Below are 19,955 nucleotides of genomic sequence, written 5' to 3'. Positions count from 1 at the left end.
CCGACAGGACCGACGGCAAGGATGTGAGGCGACACCGAGGTGAACGACGAGACTTCGGCCCGCGCCCTGTTCCCGGAATCGGATCCCACCGCGACCGCCCACCGCGCCGCCGACTGGGCGTCGACCGCGCTGGGGCCGATCGACACCTGGCCTCCCGAACTGACGGCGGCCGTGCGGACCGTCGTTCCGTCGCGGGTGCCCATGCTGCTGTGCTGGGGCCCCGAACTGGTGCAGATCTTCAACGACGCCTTCCGGCCCCTCCTCGGCGAGAAGTTTCCGGCGGCGGTCGCCCAGCGGGCCTCCGAGTGCTGGGGCGAGATCTGGGACTTCGTCGGCGCCCTCTTCGCCCAGGCGCAACGCGGGGAGCCCACCCTGTCGGAGCGCATGCAGTTGTTCATGCACCGATTCGGCTACACGGAAGAGACGTACTGGACGTTCTCCTACAGCCCCGTCCGGGCCGCCGACGGCACCGTCGCGGGCATCTTCGTCGCCACCACGGACGTCACCGAGCAGGTGCTCGCCGAGCGCCGGGCCGCCGTCCTGCGGGAACTCGGCCAGCTCTCGATGACGGAGACCGACACCGCCGACGATGCCTGCCGGGCTGCGCTCGGCCTGCTCGCCGGCCACGAGGACGATCTGCCGTTCGGCAGTGCCCACCTGTGCCGCGACGAGGTGACGGTGACGGTCGCCGAGTTCGGCACCGCTCCCGGCGCCGCGTCGGACCTGCCGGAGGTGATCGCCCGGGTCGCCGAGTCCGGCAAGGCCGAGACCGTCGCGGACCTCGGCCGCGACGGCGACACCGCGGTGGTCCTGCCGCTCCCGGTATCCGCTGGTGGCCCGGCCGGCTCCCTCGTGCTCGGCATCAGCCGGTTCCGCGAGCTGAACGAGCAGTACCGGGTGTTCCTCGATATGGTCGCGGTCCGCGTGTCCACGGCCCTGTCCGATGCGCAGGCCTACGAGGCCGAACGCCGGCGGGCGGCCGAACTCGCCGAGCTCGACGCCGCCAAGAGCCGGTTCTTCGAGAACGTCAGCCACGAGTTCCGCACCCCGCTGACGCTGCTCCTCGGGCCGCTGCAGACCCTGCTCGACGAGCACGCCGCCGCGCTGCCACCCGCCCAGGTCGACGCCGTCGCGGCGGCGCGGCGGGCCGCCCTGCGCCTGCAGCGGCTCGTCGACATGCTGCTCGACGTTGCGCGTGGGGACGCCGGCCGGCTCGACGCCCACACCGAGCCCACCGACATCGTCGCGGTGACGCGCGAGGCCGCCGAACTGTTCCGCGACGCCGCGGACCGCGCGGGGCTCGCGCTCCTCGTCGACGTCGACAATGTGCCGACCCGGTACGTGGCGACCGACCGGGCGATGTGGACGCACATCGTGCTGAACCTGCTGTCCAACGCGATGAAGTTCACGCCGGAGGGATCGGTCGCCGTGTCCCTGCGGGGTGACGGGGCGAACCTGGTGCTGCGTGTCGCCGACACCGGCACAGGCATCGCGGAGGCCGAGCGGGGCAAGATCTTCGACCGCTTCTACCAGATCGGCGACCGGTCCGGCCGCAGCCGCGAGGGCTCGGGCATCGGGCTGTCTCTTGTCGCGCAATTCGTTGCCGCCCTGGGTGGTTCGGTGTCCGTCGACGCCGTCGCCCCGCACGGCTCGGTGTTCACGGTGACGGTGCCCGCGGTGCCGAGCGCGCAGCCGGCACCACGCGCCGCGGACGACGTCGTGGCGTCCGCCGGTGCGGCGTACCTGGGGGAGGCCGAGGCGTGGCGGCCCGTCGCGACCCCCGGCGCCGGACCGCGCGAGGGGCAACCGCGCCTGCTCCTCGTCGAGGACAACGCGGACATGCGTGACCATCTCGTCGACCTGCTCGCCGCGCAGGGTTGGCACGTCGACGTCACCGCCGACGCCGAGTCCGCGCTCGAGCGGATCCGGACGGAGGTTCCCGACCTGCTCCTCAGCGACGTCATGCTGCCCGGACGTAGCGGGTTGTCGCTGCTGCAGGACGTGCGGGGCGACGAACGGCTGGCGCGGCTGCCGGTGATCCTGCTCACGGCCCGGGCCGGATCGGAGTCCGCCGTCGAGGGGCTGCGGGCCGGTGCCGACGACTACGTCGTCAAGCCGTTCCATCCCAGCGAGCTGATCGCCCGGGTCCGCGTGCACCTGGAGATGTCGCGGCTGCGGGAGGCGTTGCTCGCCGCCGGCGAGCGCGAGGCCGCCTCGCTCCGGACCGCCTTGGACACACGGAGTGTCACGAGCCGGGCCGTGGGCCTGCTCATGGCAGCGCACCGGGTCGACGCGGACACCGCGTTCGCGCAGCTGTCGGCGATGTCGCAGGCGACGAACGTCAAGGTCCGCACCCTCGCGGCCGAGATCGTCGAGAACTTCACGGCCTCGCTCGCCGAGCCGGGGCCGCCACAGCCGTGACGGGGCCGCCGGCGTCGGGCCCTGCCGATTCCGGACCGGCTCGGGTCGGCCGGTAAACTGCGGGCTGTCCGGTGTCCGTCCCCGGGCGCCAGCACTACTACCGAGGAGCAGCACGTGGCTCGTGTCGTCGTCGAAGTCATGCCCAAGGCCGAGATTCTCGATCCTCAGGGCCAGGCCATTGTCGGGGCGCTGTCGCGACTGGGCTTCGCGGGCGTGTCCGACGTCCGTCAGGGAAAGCGCTTCGAGCTCGAGGTCGACGGCAGCGTCGACGACGCCGAGGTCGAGAAGATCGCCGAGGCTCTGCTCGCCAACACGGTCATCGAGGACTGGACCGTGCGGCGGATCGACGGTGACGCATGAGTGCCCGCGTCGGAGTCATCACCTTCCCGGGCACGCTCGACGACATCGATGCGGCCCGCGCCGTCGAACTCGCCGGCGGTGAGGCCGTCAGCCTCTGGCACGGCGACGCCGACCTGAGGGGAGTCGACGCGGTCATCGTGCCGGGTGGCTTCTCCTACGGCGACTACCTGCGCTGCGGCGCCATCGCGCGGTTCGCCCCGGTCATGGGCAAGGTCGTCGAGGCCGCTCGGGGCGGGATGCCGGTGCTCGGCATCTGCAACGGCTTCCAGGTGCTGTGCGAGGCGGGTCTGCTGCCGGGGGCCCTCACCCGCAACGAGGGCCTGCACTTCATCTGCCGCGACCAGTGGCTGAAGGTGGAGTCGAACACCACCGCGTGGACCACCCGCTACGAGGCCGGGGCCGAGATCCTGGTGCCCCTCAAGTCGGGTGAGGGCCGGTTCCAGGCCTCGGAGAAGGTGCTGGACGAACTCGAGGGTGAGGGCCGCGTGGTGTTCCGCTACGCCGGCGACAACCCGAACGGCTCCCAGCGCGGCATCGCGGGCATCTCGTCGGCGAACGGCCGCGTCGTCGGCCTGATGCCGCACCCCGAGCACGCCACCGAAGCGCTCACCGGTCCCAGCGACGACGGGCTCGGCATGTTCTACAGCGTTCTCGACGCGGTCGTCTCCGCCTGATTCCCGTTCGTGGGTAGGGTCAGGTCGAAGCGGGCACCGCGCCCCGGCCCGTCGCTCGCGGCCGTGAGATTGCCGCCGTGGGCGCGGGCGAGACTGCGCGCGATGGTCAGGCCCAGGCCGCTGCCGCCGGGGCTGCGGGCCGGATCGATCCGGTGGAACCGCTCGAACACCGCGTCGAGCTGATCCGCGGGGATGCCGTCGCCCGTGTCGCGGACCCGCACCCGCACGGCCGCCCGGTCCGCGCGCTCGCACGTGACGACCACCCGGCCCCCGGCCGGCGTGTGACGCAGGGCGTTCTCGAGCAGGTTCGCCAGGATCTGCGCCACTCGCTGCGAATCGAACCGGACCGGCGGCAGCGCCTCGGGCAGCTCCGTCCCGAGCCCGACCTGCTTGTCGGCGAACCGCGGTGCCGCGGCCGAGACCGATGCCGTCACCGCCGCGGCGAGGTCGCCCTCCTCGGGGTGCAGGGCGAGCGCGTGCTCGTCCGCGGCGGAGAGGTCGGACAGGTCCGACACGAGACGCCGCAGCCGGTCGAGCTGGTGGTGCATCACCTGCCACGAGGTGGCGTCGGCGGGCAGTACGTCGTCCTCGATGCCCTCGAGGTAGGCCTCGAGCGTGGCCACGGGTGTGCGCAGTTCGTGGGCGAGATCGTCGAGCAGCCGGCGTCGTGAGAGCTCCGTGCTGTGCAGGCGGCCCGCCATGTCGGCGAAGGCGTTCTCGAGCCGGGCGAAGTCCGCGTCGCCGGACCGGGTGATCGGCACGTCGTAGCGGCCGCGGGCGACGTGGCCCGCGGCGTCCACCAGCCGGCCCACCGGCGCGGTGATGCGGCGCACCAGGACCACGGACGTGATCGCCGCGGCACCGAGCGCGACGGCTGCCCCGGCGGCGAGCGCGACCGCCCCGGCCTGCGCGAATGCCTCCTCGGTGTGAAGGCGGACCTGCGTGTCCTCCACGCCCGCGTGGGCGAGGTGGTAATGGAACAGCGGGGCGGCCACCAGCGTCGCGACGACGGTGAGCGTCGCGGCCCCGACGAACAGCACGAGCAGTTGCGCGATCAGCAGCCGCCCGCGCAGTCCCAGCCGGTTCACCGCGCGGCCTCCATCGCATACCCGACCCCGCGCACGGTCCGGACGAAGCGCGGGGCGGCGGCATCGTCGCCGAGCTTGCGGCGCAGGGCGCGGATGTGGACGTCGACGATGTGCTCGTCGCCGAACCAGTTCGGCCCCCACACCTCGTCGATGATCTGCCGGCGTGAGAGCGCCGCCGACGGTCGATCCGAAAGTGCCAGCAGCACATCGAATTCCGTGCGTGTCAGCTCCACCGGCGTGTCGTCGACCGAGACGGTGCGCGACACCGGATCGACGACGAGCCCGCCGATCCGGCGCGGTGCCTCCGCCGCGGTGCCACTGCGGGGCCGGCGCAGCATGGCACGCACCCGGGCGACGAGCTCCCGTGGCCCGAAAGGCTTCACGACGTAGTCGTCGGCGCCCACCGACAAGCCGATCACCTTGTCCACCTCGTCGCCACGGGCGGTGAGCATGAGCACGTACGCGTCCGAGAAGGTCCGCAGCTGCCGGCACACCTCGATGCCGTCGAATCCCGGCAGCATCAGGTCGAGCACCACGAGCACCGGGTCCGTCTGCCGAGCCAGCGCGACGGCCGTCGGTCCGTCGTAGGCGAGCGCGACCTCGAAGCCCTCCCGTTCGAGATAGCTGGCCACCACCTTCGCCAGGGCGGCTTCGTCGTCGACTACGAGGATGCGGGGGCCGGGGGTGTGCACGCGGCCAGGGTACCCAGCACTCGCGGCCGTCCGTTCCCTGTCGCGGGTCGGGTGTACAACTGGGTGGCCCTGTCCGCCGACCGAGGAGATCCCATGCCCAGCGCGGACAGTGTGCGCGCGATGATGCTGGCGCTGCCCGAGGCACGTGAAGTGGTGGTGGACAGCTGGGGTGACCAACCCACGTACCGGGTGCGGAACAAGATGTTCGGCCTCCTGGGTTACGGTGCGGCCACGGTCTGCCTCAAAGCCACCGTGGACACCCAGGCGGCCCTGCTCCACGAGGATTCGGACGTGTTCCGCGCGGCCCCGTTCTTCGGGCGCTACGGCTGGATCGACGTGGTCTTCGCCGCGGTCGACACGGTCGAGTTGGCGGAACTGATCGAGGATGCGTGGCGGCTGACCGCGCCGAAGCGGGTCGTCGCGGCGTTCGATGCCCGCCGGGAACATCGCTGACGAGCGAGTGCCGCAGGGTGCCGACCATGCCGCGGGTGACCATGCCGCGGGGGACGAGGGCCGGGCGCCCCCGGCTGCCCGCCACTCGGGTTGCGGCAGAGAATTGTTCGGCGACCCGTCGACGACGGATCGGATCGCGGTGACCCCGTGAACGTGCTGCATCGCGTATCGAGCAGGCGGATCTATCGACGCGTCCGTCGTCGGGGCCGCGCGTCCAGTTCGTCGCGCAGAGTCCGGTAGGTTGCGACGTCGATCTCGCCGGAGGCGAGCCGCCGGTCCAGGATCCGGCGGGCGTCGTCGCCGGGATCCGGTGGCGCCGCCGCCCGGACCACCGCCCACACCACCACCCCGGCGAGCAACAGCCAGAACACACCCATTGCGAGGGCGGCGGCCCAGCCTGCGCCGCCGTACCAACCCATCATCGCGCACCTCCTACGACGAGTGTGCGCGCCGCGTGTGGGCGGGCGTTGCGGCCGATGAAGTTTCGATGAAGGACCGGCCGGGGCGGGGCTGCGGCCCCGGACTCGGCCGATACGGCGGGTACCGTCGAATCATGTTGTGGAACAAGAGAGTAGTAGCGGCAGCGGCGGCGGTTCCGCTCGCCCTGGTGATCGTGGCGTGTGGCAGCGACGAGCCGCAGCAGCAGGCGGGGACGGCGACTCCGGGCACGTCCCAGACCTCGGCGCCGGCCGGGCAGGCGCAGTTCGTCGACGCGGACGTCGAGTTCCTGCAGGAGATGTATCCCCATCACGCGCAGGCCGTGCAGATGGCCCAGGCCGTGCCCGAACGCAGCGAGGATCCGCAGCTCATCGACCTCGCCGCCCGCATCGAGGCCGCGCAGGAACCCGAGATGGAGCAGATGGTGTCGCTGCTCGACAGCTGGGGGCAGGAGGCGCCGGACGAGGACGGGATGGGTCACGGCGGCATGGGCATGCCCGGCGGGATGCCGGGAATGATGTCCGACGACGAGTGGGACTCCATGATGGGGGCCCGCGGCATGGACTTCGACCGCATGTGGCTGACCATGATGATCGTCCACCACGAGGGCGCGATCGAGATGTCGCAGACCGAGCTGGCCGAGGGCGTGAACCCGGAGGCGCGGCAACTCGCCGAGTCGATCATCGCGACGCAGCAGGCGGAGATCGACGAGATGCGCGCCATGCTCGAGCGGTAGTCGGGGCCGTGATCGGATCGTGACCGTCCCACCCCTTCCATTCATACCCCCAGGGGGTATCAATGGAGGGGTCCACGGAAACGGAAACGGATCGAGGCGGGAGCCATGACAGAGCTCGCACACCACGGACACGCTGCCCACACCGCGCCGCCCGGAGCGCGCGACGCCCACCGCGCCCGGGACCGGCATGCCGGGCACGGGCCGCACGGTGAGATCTTCCGTCGCAGATTCTGGGTGAGCCTGGTCCTCGCGGTTCCGATCGTGGCGTTCAGCGCCATGTTCGCCGACCTGCTCGGCTACGCGCTGCCCGACGCCGCGTGGGCCGGATGGGTCTCGCCCGTCCTCGGCACGGTCGTGTTCGCCTACGGCGGCAGCCCCTTCCTCGTCGGCGGGTGGAACGAGCTGCGGGACCGCCGGCCCGGAATGATGCTGCTCATCGCCATGGCCATCAGCGTCGCGTTCGCGGCGTCCTGGGTGACCACGCTCGGGCTGGGCGGGTTCGACCTCGATTTCTGGTGGGAACTGGCGCTGCTGATCGTGATCATGCTGCTCGGGCACTGGCTCGAGATGCGGGCGCTGGGCTCGGCGTCGCGCGCGCTCGACGCCCTGGCCGCGATGCTGCCCGACACCGCCGAGAAGGTGACCGCGGACGGCGTCGTGCAGGTCGCCCTCGCCGACCTGGCCGTCGGCGACGTCGCGCTGGTGCGCGCCGGTGCGCGCGTCCCGGCCGACGGCACGGTCGTCGACGGGCGCGCCGACGTGGACGAGTCGATGATCACCGGCGAGTCCCGCGCCGTGCCCCGCGCCGTGGGCGACACCGTCGTCGCCGGCACGGTCGCCACCGACAGTGCACTGCGCGTCCGCATCTCCGCGGTGGGGGAGGACACCGCGCTCGCCGGCATCCAGCGCATGGTCGCCGACGCGCAGGCCTCGTCCTCGCGAGCCCAGGCGCTCGCGGACCGGGCCGCCGCCTTCCTCTTCTACTTCGCCACCGTCGCCGGCGTCCTCACCTTCGCCGTGTGGACGCTGCTCGGCAACGTCGACGAGGCCGTCGTCCGTACCGTCACGGTCCTGGTCATCGCGTGCCCGCACGCGCTGGGCCTGGCCATCCCACTCGTCATCGCCATCTCGACCGAGCGCGCCGCCCGCGCCGGCGTGCTCGTCAAGGACCGGCTGTCGCTGGAACGGATGCGCGGCGTGGACGTCGTCCTTTTCGACAAGACCGGGACCCTGACCCAGGGGCGGCACGTCGTCACCGACGTCGTCGCCACCGCCGGCACCACCGAGGACGACCTGTTGACCCTGGCCGCCGCGGTCGAATCCGACAGCGAGCACCCCGTCGCCCGCGCCGTCGTCGCCGCCGCGGGAGGGCGAGTCATGTTGCCGACGAAGGATTTCCGCTCCCTGCCCGGCCGCGGGGTGCGGGCCGTGGTGGACGGGGCGACCGTGTTCGTCGGCGGTCCGGCCGTGCTCGCGGACCTGCGGGCGCACGTGCCCGCCGACGTCGCGGCCGCGACCGACCGCTGGGTCGCCCGCGGGGCGTCGGTGCTGCACGTCGTGCGCGACGGCACGGTGCTGGGAGCCGTCGCGCTCGAGGACGCGGTGCGCGAGGAGTCGCGGCAGGCGATCGACGCCCTGCACGCGCGCGGGGTGAAGGTCGCCATGATCACCGGGGACGCGCGGCAGGTGGCCGACGCCGTCGCCGCCGACCTCGGTATCGACGAGGTGTTCGCGAACGTGCTGCCCGAACACAAGGACGCGAAGGTCGCCGAGCTGCAGGCCCGCGGGCACCGCGTCGCGATGGTCGGTGACGGGGTCAACGACGCGCCGGCGCTGGCGCGGGCCGACGTCGGCATCGCGATCGGCGCGGGCACCGACGTCGCCGTCGAGTCGGCCGGCGTGGTCCTGGCCGCAGACGATCCGCGCGCCGTGCTGTCGGTGATCGCGCTGTCGCGGGCGAGCTACCGCAAGATGTGGCAGAACCTGGCCTGGGCCACCGGGTACAACGTCGTCGCGGTGCCCCTCGCGGCCGGTGCGCTGGCCTTCGCCGGGGTGGTCCTGCCGCCTGCGGTCGCTGCCGTGCTCATGTCGGTCTCCACGATCGTCGTGGCACTGAACGCGCAGTTGCTGCGCCGGCTGGAGCTGGATCCGGCGAAGGTCGCAGCCCGGAGCTGAGACGACCGTCGCCCGACGCGACGAAAGGGGCCCCGCCGCCGTCCCGATCGGCGGCGGGGCCCCTTCTCCTGCGGTCCGGAGCGCGGCCCCCAACCGGCTCCGGCGGGCACCGCCGAATCCCCCGATCGGCCGTGCCGGGCACCACTATGCCGCACGTCGTCGCCGTTGTCTCGAGTAGCATTACGCATCTTTGCCGGGGCCGTTCGGCCGTCTCCTTCCGGGCCGGGAAGCGCGTGAGCGCGACGGCTCACCGTGAATTCCGCCTTTCACCGGCGCGGGCGCGTCCCGGCGTGTCACGCTCGAACAATGAAGACCAAGACTGCTGTGGTGGCGGCGGTCGCCGCCCTCTTCCTGCTCACCGCCTGCGGATCCGACGACGAGACGTCCGCGCCCGAGGGCACGACCCGCCCGGCCGGCAGCGTCGCCTCCAGCGTCGTCCAACGTGCCGTCGACGCAGCGAAGTTGGGGACCTTCGTCGCAACCTTCCGGACGGGCTACCCGAACCTGGCCGACGGTCGGGACGACGCCTCCATCGAGGCGATCGTCACCGAAACCTGTCCCCTGATCGACGACGGGGCGAGCGACGAGGAGATCAACAGCCGGGTCGCGGAGCTGTCCGCCAACGGGGCGGTCACCCCCACCGATCAGCAGGTGGACCGCATCACCCAGCTCGTCCGCGCCGCCTGCTGACGGCGAACCCGGTGCCGTGGCGGCACACTCGTGTCGGTCCCGTCCGCTACCGTCCCGGCCATGGCACTGAACATCGGCATGATCACCTTCGACAGCGCCGACCCCGGCCCGCTTGCCACGTGGTGGGCCGAGCAGATCGGCGGCCGGATCGAGCAGGACAACGACGGCTGGTTCTACATCGTCGGAATGCCCGGCACCGCACAGAAACTCGGTTTCCAGAAGGTTCCGGATCCGACCCCGGGCAAGAACCGGGTCCACCTCGACCTGGTGGCGCCCGATCTCGACGCCGAGGTGCGCCGGCTCGTCGAGGCGGGCGCGGGTGAGGTGCACCGCCAGGACATGGGCGGGTTCCGGTGGGTGACGCTCACCGACCCGGACGGCAACCAGTTCTGCGTGGCGGGAGGGCACTGAGCGACGGCGGCAGCGCGGCCCCGGGGGCGGGATTCGATCCCGCCCCGTCGGCGCGGTCGCCGGCGACGCGGTGCGCTCGCGGAGACACTCCCGGTCGTGCATCACGGACGTGCCGGGGTGCGGGGTGGCGCGGCCGGGGTGTGTCGAGGCGGGTGCGGTGCGAGGATGCAGCCATGCCTACGACCACGCCCGCCGACGCACAGGGCCTGTGCAACTTCGTCGATCTGTCGCCGTCGCCGTTCCACGTGTGCGCGACCGTCGCGGCCACCCTCACCGACGCCGGCTTCACGCAGCTCACCGAGGCCCAGGTGTGGCCGAGCGAGCCCGGCCGCTACTACCTGCTGCGGGGCGGCTCGTTGATCGCGTGGAGCACCGAAGGCGCCGACGGCGACCCCGCCCGCCCGTTCCGGATCGTCGGCGGCCACACCGACAGCCCCAACCTGCGGGTCAAGCAGCACCCCGACCTCGCCTCGGCAGGCTGGCAACTGGTCGGTCTCGAACCGTACGGGGGAGCATGGCTGAACTCGTGGCTGGACCGCGATCTCGGCGTCTCCGGCCGGCTCACGGTACGGGCCGGCAACGGTGCCGAGGACGTGCTCGTGCGCGTCGACCGGCCGATCCTGCGTGTCCCCCAGCTCGCCATCCACCTCTCGGAGGACCGCAAGGGCGTGCAACTGGATCCGCAGCGCCACGTCAACGCCGTGTGGGGGGTGGGCACCGCGCCGCGGTCCTTCCTCGCCTTCCTCGCCGAGGCGGTCGAGGTCGAGGCCGACGCGATCCTGGGCTGGGAGCTGATGACCCACGACCTGGCCCCGTCCACCCTGGTCGGGGCGGACGCGGACCTCGTCAGCGCGCCACGGCTGGACAACCAGGGCACCTGCTACGCCGGGACCGCGGCGCTGCTCGCCGCCGTCGGCCACGTCGCCGAGCACGGCGGCCCGGTGCCGCTGCTCGCCCTGTTCGACCACGAGGAGGTCGGCAGCATGTCCGACCGCGGCGCGTTCTCCGACCTGCTGAACACCGTGCTCGAACGGGTCGTGCTGGCCCGCGGCGGGAGCCGCGAGGACTTTCTGCGGACCATGGCCGGCTCGGTGGTGGCCTCCGGCGACATGGCTCACGCCACCCACCCGAACTACCCGGACCGCCACGAGCCCGCCCACCGCATCGCGGTGAACGGCGGCCCCGTGCTCAAGGTCAACCAGAACCTGCGCTATGCCACAGACGCCGCCGGCGCCGCCGCGTTCGCGCTCGCCTGCGATCAGGCCGGGGTGCCGCTGCAGCGCTACGTGCATCGCGCCGACCTGCCGTGCGGCTCGACGATCGGCCCCATCACCGCCTCCCGGACCGGGCTGACGACCGTCGACGTCGGGGCTCCGCAGCTCGCGATGCACTCGGCGCGCGAGCTCATGGGAGCGAAGGACGTCACCGCGTACGCCCGCGCTCTCGGGGCGTTTCTCACTCCGGCGAACTGACCGGCACGGCCCGGCATCCGGTGCCAGACTGAGGGGACAATTCGCCCGACCGCGAACGGTGGTGATCCTGTGACCGGCCCGTCGTTCCCCGACCATCTGCTCACGCTCGCCGAATGGACGGAACTGCCCGAATACGAGCAGTTCCACGTCGAGGTCTGCGAAGGGGTGCTGTCGGCGTCGCCGCGGCCCGGATACCTGCACCAGCACGTCGCGTTCGGGCTCGTCGCTCAGCTCGCCGATCAGCTGCCGAAGGAACTGGCCGTGCTCGGCGACGTGGAGGTGCTGCTCACCGAGTCCCCGCTGACGGTGCGCTGCCCGGACGGCATCGTCGTCGACCGGGCGCTGGTGGACGCCGACCCCGACCGCGCGACGGCCGGCGACGTGCGGCTGGTGGTGGAGGTCATGGCCGAGGGCAGCGTCCGCACCGATCGCGTCACGAAGTTCTCCGAGTACGCCGAGGCGCGCATCCCCGCCTACTGGATGATCGACCTCGTCGAACCCGCGACGCTGGGGGTGTTCGTGCTCGACGACGGGTGGTACCGCTACGAGGGGGAGTACACGGGCAAGGTGCTGCTTCCGGCCGCGGGTCACCGGGTGAGCGTGGATCTCGACGCGTTGACGGCGGTGCGGCCGCCGCGGGGCGTCGCACCGGTGGACGGCGCCGGGCGTGCACCCGGATAGACTGGCCGCGGCAGCGCGCGCCCGGCCTGCCGTTTCGATCCCAGAGTGAAGGGACCCGACGCCCAGTGTCACCGCAGGTGGATACCGTCACCCACGCCGCCGAAACCCCCGATGTCGCCCAGCCCTCCCGCGAGCTGGGGCTGAAGGACGACGAGTACGCCCGCATCCGCGAGATCCTGGGCCGTCGTCCCACGGACGCCGAGCTGGCCATGTACTCGGTGATGTGGTCCGAGCACTGCTCCTACAAGTCCTCCAAGGTGCACCTGCGGTACTTCGGGGAGACCACCACCGACGAGATGCGGGCGTCGATGCTCGCGGGTATCGGTGAGAACGCCGGCGTCGTCGACATCGGCGACGGCTGGGCGGTCACCTTCAAGGTCGAATCCCACAACCATCCGTCCTACGTCGAGCCGTACCAGGGCGCCGCGACCGGTGTCGGCGGCATCGTCCGCGACATCATGGCGATGGGCGCCCGCCCGATCGCGGTCATGGACCAGCTGCGCTTCGGCGCCGCCGACGCGCCCGACACCCGTCGCGTCGTCGACGGCGTGGTCCGCGGTATCGGCGGCTACGGCAACTCCCTCGGCCTGCCCAATGTCGGCGGCGAGACCGTCTTCGACGCCTCCTACGCCGGCAACCCGCTCGTCAACGCGCTGTGCGCCGGCGCGATGCGCAAGGAGGACCTGCACCTGGCGTTCGCGTCGGGCACGGGCAACAAGGTCATCCTGTTCGGTGCGCGCACCGGTCTGGACGGCATCGGCGGCGTGTCCGTCCTGGCGTCGGAGACCTTCGAGGGCGACGAATCTTCTTCCGGCCGGAAGAAGCTGCCGGCCGTGCAGGTGGGGGACCCGTTCACCGAGAAGGTGCTCATCGAGTGCTGCCTCGACCTCTACCGCGAGAAGCTCGTCGTCGGCATCCAGGACCTCGGCGGCGCCGGCCTCGCCTGCGCGACCTCCGAGCTGGCCGCCGCCGGTGACGGCGGCATGCACGTCGCACTGGAGCGGGTCCCGATGCGCGCGAAGGGAATGACGCCCGCCGAGGTGCTCTCGAGCGAGTCCCAGGAGCGCATGTGCGCCGTCGTGACCCCGGAGAACGTCGACGCCTTCATGGCCGTGTGCAAGAAGTGGGACGTGCTCGCCACCGTGATCGGCGAGGTCACCGACGGCGACCGGCTCGTCATCACCTGGCACGGTGAGACCGTCGTCGACGTGCCGCCGCGCACCGTCGCGCACGAGGGCCCGGTGTACCACCGTCCGGTGCAGCGCCCGGAGTCCCAGGACGCGCTCGTCGCGGACACCACCGCCGGACTGCAGCGCCCGCAGACTCCCGAGGAGCTGAAGGCGACCCTGCTGAAGATGATCGGCTCGCCGCAGCTGTGCAGCCGCAAGTGGATCACCGAGCAGTACGACCGTTACGTCCGCGGCAACACGGTGCTCGCCGAGAACGCCGACGCGGGCGTGGTCCGCGTGGACGAGAAGACCGGCCGCGGCATCGCGCTGGCCACCGACGCGTCGGGCCGCTACACCCAGCTGGACCCGTACGCCGGCGCGCAGCTCGCCCTCGCGGAGGCCTACCGCAACGTCGCCGTCACCGGTGCCACCCCCAAGGCCGTGTCCAACTGCCTCAACTTCGGCTCGCCCGAGGATCCGGGCGTGATGTGGCAGTTCCAGCAGGCCGTGCGTGGTCTCGCCGACGGATGCGCGCAGCTCGGCATCCCCGTCACCGGCGGCAACGTCAGCTTCTACAACCAGACCGGGGCCACCCCGATCCTGCCGACCCCGGTCGTCGCCGTGCTCGGCGTGATCGACGACGTGCACCGGCGCATCCCCACCGGCCTCGGCCTCGAGCCGGGCGAGACCCTGATCCTGCTGGGGGAGACCCGCGACGAGTTCGACGGCTCGATCTGGGCGCAGGTCGAGCACGACCACCTCGGCGGCGTGCCGCCGAAGGTCGACCTCGAGCGGGAGCGGCTGCTCGCCGAGATCCTCACCGCCGGTTCGCGCGACGGCCTGATCTCCGCCGCCCACGACCTGTCCGAGGGCGGCCTCGCACAGGCGGTCGTGGAGGCCGCGCTGGCCGGCGAGACCGGCTGCCGGATCCTGTTGCCGGAGGACGCGGATCCGTTCGTGACCCTGTTCTCCGAGTCCGCCGGCCGGGTGCTGGTGGCGGTGCCGCGCACCGAGGAGACCCGCTTCACCGGCATGTGCACGGCGCGCAACATGCCGTGGGTGCGGATCGGGGTCGTCGACGAGGGCTCCGACTCCGTCGAGGTGCAGGGCCGGTTCTCGGTCTCGATGGCCGAACTGCGAGAGGTCTACGAGGGCACACTGCCGGCATTGTTCGGGTGAGCGATGGTCGGATCCCAGGTCGATCGGCTGGCGTTGATCGAGGCCCGGCAGGGCCGGATCATCGACGCGGTCACCGAATTCGGTGACCGTCATCCCCACACCGCCCAGGCGTGGGGACTGCTGAGCCTGGATTTCACCGGCATCGCCTTCGCGGCCCTGTTCTTCTGCTGGTCGCTGACCCCGTCGCTGCTGCCCCGCGACTGGTTGTTCCAGGGCATCATCGGCGGCATCAACGTCGCCATCGGCTACGGCGTGGGGTGTGCCGTCGGCTGGGCCGGGTACCGGCTGCTGCTGGCGAACCGACCGTGGTGGCCGCCGCCGCTGCCCGTGCTGCGGGCGATCAAGGTCGCGGTCCCCGTCGCGGCCGTGCTCGCGTCGCTGGTGGCCCTGGTGTTCGCCTCGCGGCAGCAGCGTCAGCTCGCCGCGCTGATGAATGCCGAGGGCACCACCACCAGCGGGTATCTGCGGACCCTGGTGCTTGCCGCCGCCGTCGCGATCACCCTGATCGCGACCTGGCGGGGGCTGCGCGAACTCGCGGGGATCGTCGCGTGGCAACTCGTGCGGCGCCTGCGCATGCCGCCGGGTGCGGCTCGCTCGCTCGGTGCGCTGCTGGTGGTGCTGGTGGTCTTCATGCTGATCGACGGTGTGCTGGCCCGGGGTGCGTACGCGGGACTCAACGTGGTGTTCGGTCTCCAGAACAGCGAGACCCGCCCCGGGATCACCCAGCCGCTCGTGCCCGAGAAGTCCGGGAGCCCGGAGTCGTTCGCGGCGTGGGACACGCTCGGCTACCAGGGCCGCGACTTCGTCGGCCGGGGACTGAGCGCCGCGGAGCTGACCGCGATCAACGGCGCCCCGGCGAGGGAACCGATCCGGGTCTACGCCGGGCTCGAGACCGCCGACACCCCCGAGGCGCGTGCCGACCTGGTGATCGACGAGCTCGAACGCACCGACGCGTTCGACCGCGAGGTGCTCGTCGTCATCCCGACCACCGGCACCGGATGGGTCAATCCGACCGCGGCGATGATGATGGAACTGGTCCACAACGGCGACGTCGCCCTCGTCGCGTGGCAGTACTCGTACATGCCGAGCTGGATCTCGTTCCTCGCCGACCGCGAGAAGGCCGCCGCCGCCGGCGACATGCTGATCGACCGGGTGCACAACCGGTGGCTCGCCCAGGCCGCCGAGCATCGCCCGAAGCTGTACCTGTACGGGGAGAGCCTCGGAACCCAGTCGGGGGAGGGCGCTTTCGACACGCTCGCCGAGATCCGCGACACCGTCGACGGTGTCCTGTGGGTCGGTCCGCCCAACTCGAACCGCCTGTGGCGTCAGCTCGTCACCCGGCGCGACCCGGGCACCACCGAGGTCGAGCCGGTGTACGCGGACGGCCTGGTAGTGCGCTTCGCCGACAACCGCGCGTCGATCGGCGAACCCGACACTCAATGGTTGTTCCCCCGGATCCTGTACCTGCAGCACGCCTCCGATCCGGTGGTGTGGTGGTCCCCGGACCTGATCTTCAGCCGGCCGGACTGGCTGTCCGAACCGCCCGGACCCGATCGGCTGCCGCAGATGCGGTGGTTCCCGTTCGTGACGTTCTGGCAGGTCTCGGCGGATCTGACCAACGCCGCGGGGGTACCCGACGGTCACGGCCACAACTACGGCACCACGGTGCTCGACGGGTGGCTCGCGATCGCCCGGCCCGAAGGCTGGGCGGAGACCGACACCGAGCGGGTGCGGTTCGCGCTGAGCGTCATCGACGACCTGCAGGGACCGGAGAAGTGAGCCGGCCGGGACGGGCTCGCCGCCGGCCGTGGCTCGGTCCGGTCGTCGCCGCGGCGGTCGTCGGCTGGGGTGCGGTGCTGCCGGCCACGCGCCTCGGGCCGCGGGGGCGGGCCGTGCTGTCCGCAGCGGTCGGCGCCGCGGCGGTGGGTGCGGCGCGGGCCTCGGGCCTGGAACGGGCGACGCTGGGACTGGACCCGGTGCACCTGGTGTCCGGCGCCCGCTGGGGTGCGGCCGCCGCGACCGTCCCGCTCGCCGCCTACGGGGTGATGCTGGCCGTCCCGTCGCTGCGTGCCCGGCTCGTCGACGAGGCCCGCGCCGAACGTGAGGACTTCTACGAATGGGTGGGCCTGCACATTCCCTTCGGCACCGTCGCCGCCGAGGAACTCCTGTTCCGCAGCGTGCTCGCGGCGCTGCTCGGTCCGGGCGGGGCGGGGTCCGGCCTGCACGCGGCGGCCTTCGGGCTGTGGCACGTGCGACCCGCGAGGGACGCCGGTCACCACGTGCTCGGAACCGTGCTGGTCACCGGACTCTCGGCGGTGGTCTTCGACGGGCTGCGCCGGCGCAGCGGCAGCGTCCTCGCGCCGGCACTGCTGCACCTGGCCCTCAACGCCGGCGGCGCCGTGGCCGTCCGCCTGGCCGGCCTGCCGCCCGAGGAGGACGCCGCCGCGCCGCGGCGGCGTTAGGCTGGCTCGCCGTGGCACCGCGCAGACCCGTCGACCCCGCCGAACTCCGCGCCGCCCTGCTCCGGGTCGGTCCGTGGCTGCGGGCGGAGACCGACGACGCGCCCGCCCGCACCGACCTCGCGACGGCCGTGCGCCTGAGCGCCCGTGCCCTCGAACAGGTGGCGCCCGGATCCAGCGTCGAGGTCCGGGTGCCGCCGTTCGTGGCGGTGCAGTGCATCGAGGGACCCCGCCACACCCGGGGCACCCCGCCCAACGTGGTCGAGACCGACCCGCGGACGTGGCTGCGGCTGGCCACCGGTCTCGTCGGCTTCGCCGACGCGGCCGCCGAGGGGTCGCTGGACGCGTCCGGCAGCCGGGCGGGGGAAATCGCGCACTGGATGCCGCTGCTGCGGTTGTGAGTGGGGGACTACGGGACGCCGGATGGGGCCCCGGCGGCCCGTCGGGGCGGGGCACCGTCGCGCGACCCGTAGAATGGTGTTGCCTCTCTTCTGTCCAGCCCCCAGGGAGCACCCCGGTGACCAGTGCCGATCTGTCGGTCCACACACGTAATCTCCTCGCAGCCGAGGAACCTGAGAACGAACCTCGCGAGGAGTGCGGAGTCTTCGGAGTGTGGGCTCCGGGCGAGGATGTGTCCAAGCTCACGTACTACGGCCTCTATGCGCTGCAGCACCGCGGCCAGGAGGCGGCCGGCATCGCCGTCGCCGACGGCTCGCAGGTCCTCGTCTTCAAGGATCTCGGGCTGGTGAGCCAGGTCTTCGACGAGCAGACGCTCGCCGCCATGTCCGGTCACATCGCGATCGGGCACTGCCGCTACTCGACCACCGGGTCGACCACCTGGGAGAACGCCCAGCCGATCTTCCGCACCACCGCGGCCGGCACCGGCGTCGCGCTCGGCCACAACGGCAACCTGGTCAACACCGCCGAACTCGCCCAGCGCGCCCGCGAGCTGGGCCTCGGCGAGGACCGGCGGGCGGTCACGGCGACCACCGACTCGGACATCGTCGGCGCGCTGCTCGCGCACGCCGCCGCCGACAGCACCGTCGAGCAGGCGGCCCTCGAGCTGCTGCCGACCCTGCGTGGTGCCTTCTGCCTCACCTTCATGGACGAGCACACGCTCTACGCCGCCCGCGATCCGTGGGGAATCCGGCCGTTGTGCCTGGGTCGCCTGGACCGTGGCTGGGTGGTGGCCAGCGAGACCGCCGCGCTCGACATCGTCGGTGCGTCCTTCGTGCGCGACATCGAGCCCGGCGAGCTGCTCGCCATCGACGCCGACGGCGTCCGCTCGACCCGCTTCGCGAACCCCGAGCCCAAGGGCTGCGTGTTCGAGTACGTCTACCTCGCGCGTCCGGACTCGACGATCGCGGGCCGCTCGGTGCACGCGACCCGCGTCGAGATCGGCCGGCGCCTGGCCAAGGAACACCCGGTCGACGCGGACCTGGTCATCCCGGTCCCCGAGTCGGGCACCCCGGCCGCCGTCGGCTACGCCCAGGGCTCCGGCATCCCCTACGGCCAGGGCCTGATGAAGAACGCCTACGTGGGCCGCACCTTCATCCAGCCGAGCCAGACCATCCGGCAGCTCGGCATCCGGCTCAAGCTCAATCCGCTGCGCGAGGTGATCCGCGGAAAGCGGCTCGTCGTCGTCGACGACTCGATCGTGCGTGGCAACACTCAGCGCGCCCTGATCCGCATGCTCCGCGAGGCCGGTGCGCTCGAGATCCACGTGCGGATCGCGTCGCCGCCGGTGAAGTGGCCCTGCTTCTACGGCATCGACTTCGCGTCCCCGGCCGAGCTGATCGCCAACGGCGGCGGCACCCGCGACGCCTCCGAGCTGACCGGGCACGACTTCGACGAGATGGTGGAGATGGTGCGCCGTTCGATCGGCGCGGACTCCCTCGGGTACATCTCGATCGACGGGATGATCGGCGCCACCGAGCAGCCCGCATCGCGCCTGTGCGCCGCGTGCTTCGACGGGCACTACCCGATCGCGCTGCCGAAGGAGCACGCCGTCGGAAAGAACGTGCTCGAAGGCATGCTCGGCGGGGCCGCGGGCACCGCGCCGGTGCTCGACAACGACAACGCGGACGCGTTGAGCCGCCCCTAGACCCACCCGCCGCCGCGATGGCGGCGGCCACGGTTTCGCGTCGTCGCGCGTCGGCGGTCCGACCCGGTCAGGTACCTTGAGGTGCGCGATCGGCGGGCTTCGGCGTGCGTGCGCGCGCCCGGCAGCGATGCCGACACACCTGTTCACCACAACTCGAGGCTGGAGCCGACAACCCATGACCGAGGACACAACCCCCGGAGCTTCCTACGCAGCGGCGGGCGTGGACATCGAGGCCGGCGATCGAGCCGTCGAACTGTTCGCACCGCACGCGAAGAAGGCGACCCGCCCGGAGGTGCTCGGCGGCCTCGGCGGATTCGCGGGTCTGTTCGCGCTCAAGGGTGACTACAAGGAACCGCTGCTCGCGGCGTCCACCGACGGCGTCGGCACCAAGCTCGCCGTCGCGCAGGCCCTCGACAAGCACGACACGGTCGGTCTCGACCTCGTCGCGATGGTCGTCGACGACCTCGTGGTCTGCGGCGCCGAACCGCTCTTCCTGCAGGACTACATCGCGGTCGGTCGCGTGGTGCCCGAGCGGGTGGCCGAGATCGTCGGCGGCATCGCGGCCGGCTGCGTCCAGGCCGGTTGCGCGCTGCTCGGCGGCGAGACCGCCGAGCACCCCGGCGTGATGGCCGACGGGGACTACTCCGAACCGTATGCCCGCGACTTCGACATCCCGGTGGGCGTCGCCGGCCGGATCAGCTCACCCGAGACGGCGGAGCAGATCATCGCCTCCGGCCGGGCCGACTTCGTGAG

General features: G+C 72.1%; 19 protein-coding genes. 16 read left to right on the top strand and 3 right to left on the bottom strand.

Features of this window, described 5'->3' with window-relative positions:
- Positions 1-39 precede the first annotated feature (39 nt).
- The 3 genes from AIIKEEIJ_RS19900 (at position 40) to purQ (ending at position 3,455) form a co-directional block, all read left to right on the top strand.
- Positions 40-2,421 carry a PAS domain-containing hybrid sensor histidine kinase/response regulator gene (locus AIIKEEIJ_RS19900; protein ID WP_161996411.1) on the top strand — a complete coding sequence of 794 codons (2,382 nt, stop codon included), beginning with the start codon at positions 40-42 and terminating at the stop codon, positions 2,419-2,421.
- 114 nt (positions 2,422-2,535) lie between these two features.
- A complete protein-coding gene (gene purS / locus AIIKEEIJ_RS19895) occupies positions 2,536-2,781 on the top strand; it encodes a phosphoribosylformylglycinamidine synthase subunit PurS (protein ID WP_006940332.1) in 246 nt (81 codons plus the stop codon).
- Positions 2,778-3,455, top strand: coding sequence for a phosphoribosylformylglycinamidine synthase subunit PurQ (purQ, locus tag AIIKEEIJ_RS19890; RefSeq protein WP_006940330.1), 678 nt, complete (start codon positions 2,778-2,780; stop codon positions 3,453-3,455). Before purS ends, purQ begins: the two co-directional genes overlap by 4 nt.
- Here the strand turns inward: purQ and AIIKEEIJ_RS19885 are convergent.
- Together AIIKEEIJ_RS19885 and AIIKEEIJ_RS19880 are read right to left on the bottom strand one after the other, a co-directional pair.
- Positions 3,422-4,543, bottom strand: a complete 1,122-nt coding sequence (locus AIIKEEIJ_RS19885) for an ATP-binding protein (RefSeq protein ID WP_161996410.1) — start codon at positions 4,541-4,543, stop codon at positions 3,422-3,424. The genes purQ and AIIKEEIJ_RS19885 overlap by 34 nt on opposite strands.
- Entirely contained in the window at positions 4,540-5,235 is a 696-nt protein-coding gene (locus AIIKEEIJ_RS19880; protein WP_161996409.1) for a response regulator transcription factor, read from the bottom strand. The genes AIIKEEIJ_RS19885 and AIIKEEIJ_RS19880 overlap by 4 nt, the downstream gene beginning before the upstream one ends.
- Positions 5,236-5,328: 93 nt before the next feature.
- Between AIIKEEIJ_RS19880 and AIIKEEIJ_RS19875 the strand changes: the two genes are divergently transcribed.
- Positions 5,329-5,688, top strand: coding sequence for an MmcQ/YjbR family DNA-binding protein (locus tag AIIKEEIJ_RS19875; RefSeq protein ID WP_161996408.1), 360 nt, complete (start codon positions 5,329-5,331; stop codon positions 5,686-5,688).
- Positions 5,689-5,870: 182 nt separating this feature from the next.
- Here the strand turns inward: AIIKEEIJ_RS19875 and AIIKEEIJ_RS19870 are convergent, their stop codons facing one another.
- Entirely contained in the window at positions 5,871-6,110 is a 240-nt protein-coding gene (locus AIIKEEIJ_RS19870; RefSeq protein WP_029541442.1) for a hypothetical protein, read from the bottom strand.
- A gap of 131 nt (positions 6,111-6,241) precedes the next feature.
- Between AIIKEEIJ_RS19870 and AIIKEEIJ_RS19865 the strand changes: the two genes are divergently transcribed.
- The 12 genes from AIIKEEIJ_RS19865 to AIIKEEIJ_RS19810 all read left to right on the top strand — a co-directional run.
- Complete coding sequence (locus AIIKEEIJ_RS19865) at positions 6,242-6,862, top strand: DUF305 domain-containing protein (RefSeq protein WP_051446147.1); 621 nt, start codon at positions 6,242-6,244, stop codon at positions 6,860-6,862.
- 105 nt (positions 6,863-6,967) lie between these two features.
- Positions 6,968-9,037 (top strand): copper-translocating P-type ATPase, encoded by a 2,070-nt coding sequence (locus AIIKEEIJ_RS19860; RefSeq protein WP_029541448.1) that lies wholly within the window; start codon positions 6,968-6,970, stop codon positions 9,035-9,037.
- A gap of 324 nt (positions 9,038-9,361) precedes the next feature.
- The gene (locus tag AIIKEEIJ_RS19855; RefSeq protein ID WP_161996422.1) at positions 9,362-9,727 is read left to right on the top strand and encodes a hypothetical protein; all 366 of its coding nucleotides are present in this window, start codon (positions 9,362-9,364) and stop codon (positions 9,725-9,727) included.
- 60 nt (positions 9,728-9,787) lie between these two features.
- Positions 9,788-10,138 (top strand): VOC family protein, encoded by a 351-nt coding sequence (locus tag AIIKEEIJ_RS19850; protein ID WP_029541452.1) that lies wholly within the window; start codon positions 9,788-9,790, stop codon positions 10,136-10,138.
- 173 nt (positions 10,139-10,311) lie between these two features.
- Positions 10,312-11,610 (top strand): M18 family aminopeptidase, encoded by a 1,299-nt coding sequence (locus AIIKEEIJ_RS19845; protein ID WP_006930236.1) that lies wholly within the window; start codon positions 10,312-10,314, stop codon positions 11,608-11,610.
- Between the two features lie 69 nt (positions 11,611-11,679).
- The gene (locus tag AIIKEEIJ_RS19840) at positions 11,680-12,291 is read left to right on the top strand and encodes a Uma2 family endonuclease (protein WP_006930232.1); all 612 of its coding nucleotides are present in this window, start codon (positions 11,680-11,682) and stop codon (positions 12,289-12,291) included.
- Positions 12,292-12,356: 65 nt separating this feature from the next.
- Complete coding sequence (gene purL / locus AIIKEEIJ_RS19835; protein WP_006930230.1) at positions 12,357-14,639, top strand: phosphoribosylformylglycinamidine synthase subunit PurL; 2,283 nt, start codon at positions 12,357-12,359, stop codon at positions 14,637-14,639.
- A 3-nt stretch (positions 14,640-14,642) separates the two neighbouring features.
- On the top strand, positions 14,643-16,418 hold the full coding sequence (locus tag AIIKEEIJ_RS19830) for an alpha/beta hydrolase (RefSeq protein WP_065922977.1): 1,776 nt from the start codon (positions 14,643-14,645) through the stop codon (positions 16,416-16,418).
- The gene (locus AIIKEEIJ_RS19825; protein ID WP_043801589.1) at positions 16,415-17,101 is read left to right on the top strand and encodes a CPBP family intramembrane glutamic endopeptidase; all 687 of its coding nucleotides are present in this window, start codon (positions 16,415-16,417) and stop codon (positions 17,099-17,101) included. Before AIIKEEIJ_RS19830 ends, AIIKEEIJ_RS19825 begins: the two co-directional genes overlap by 4 nt.
- Positions 17,102-17,112: 11 nt before the next feature.
- Positions 17,113-17,499 (top strand): sterol carrier family protein, encoded by a 387-nt coding sequence (locus tag AIIKEEIJ_RS19820; RefSeq protein WP_006930223.1) that lies wholly within the window; start codon positions 17,113-17,115, stop codon positions 17,497-17,499.
- A 116-nt stretch (positions 17,500-17,615) separates the two neighbouring features.
- On the top strand, positions 17,616-19,202 hold the full coding sequence (purF, locus tag AIIKEEIJ_RS19815) for an amidophosphoribosyltransferase (protein ID WP_006930220.1): 1,587 nt from the start codon (positions 17,616-17,618) through the stop codon (positions 19,200-19,202).
- A 175-nt stretch (positions 19,203-19,377) separates the two neighbouring features.
- A partial coding sequence (locus tag AIIKEEIJ_RS19810; protein ID WP_238406486.1) for an AIR synthase related protein occupies positions 19,378-19,955 on the top strand: 578 nt, incomplete at its 3' end.

This window comes from Rhodococcus sp. YH1, assembly GCF_009939605.1.
Lineage (GTDB): Bacteria > Actinomycetota > Actinomycetes > Mycobacteriales > Mycobacteriaceae > Rhodococcus > Rhodococcus aetherivorans.
The sequence above is the reverse complement of the archived record's forward strand: the minus strand, read 5'-3'. Positions and strand labels throughout refer to the sequence as shown.

Excerpts from the sequence above, each read along its gene's own strand:
- AIIKEEIJ_RS19845 (WP_006930236.1), top strand. The coding sequence starts at position 10,312 with ATGCCTACGACCACGCCCGCCGACGCACAGGGCCTGTGCAACTTCGTC.
- AIIKEEIJ_RS19830 (WP_065922977.1), top strand. The coding sequence starts at position 14,643 with ATGGTCGGATCCCAGGTCGATCGGCTGGCGTTGATCGAGGCCCGGCAG.
- AIIKEEIJ_RS19875 (WP_161996408.1), top strand. The coding sequence starts at position 5,329 with ATGCCCAGCGCGGACAGTGTGCGCGCGATGATGCTGGCGCTGCCCGAG.
- AIIKEEIJ_RS19850 (WP_029541452.1), top strand. The coding sequence starts at position 9,788 with ATGGCACTGAACATCGGCATGATCACCTTCGACAGCGCCGACCCCGGC.
- AIIKEEIJ_RS19860 (WP_029541448.1), top strand. The coding sequence starts at position 6,968 with ATGACAGAGCTCGCACACCACGGACACGCTGCCCACACCGCGCCGCCC.
- purQ (WP_006940330.1), top strand. The coding sequence starts at position 2,778 with ATGAGTGCCCGCGTCGGAGTCATCACCTTCCCGGGCACGCTCGACGAC.
- AIIKEEIJ_RS19870 (WP_029541442.1), bottom strand. The coding sequence starts at position 6,110 with ATGATGGGTTGGTACGGCGGCGCAGGCTGGGCCGCCGCCCTCGCAATG.
- AIIKEEIJ_RS19865 (WP_051446147.1), top strand. The coding sequence starts at position 6,242 with ATGTTGTGGAACAAGAGAGTAGTAGCGGCAGCGGCGGCGGTTCCGCTC.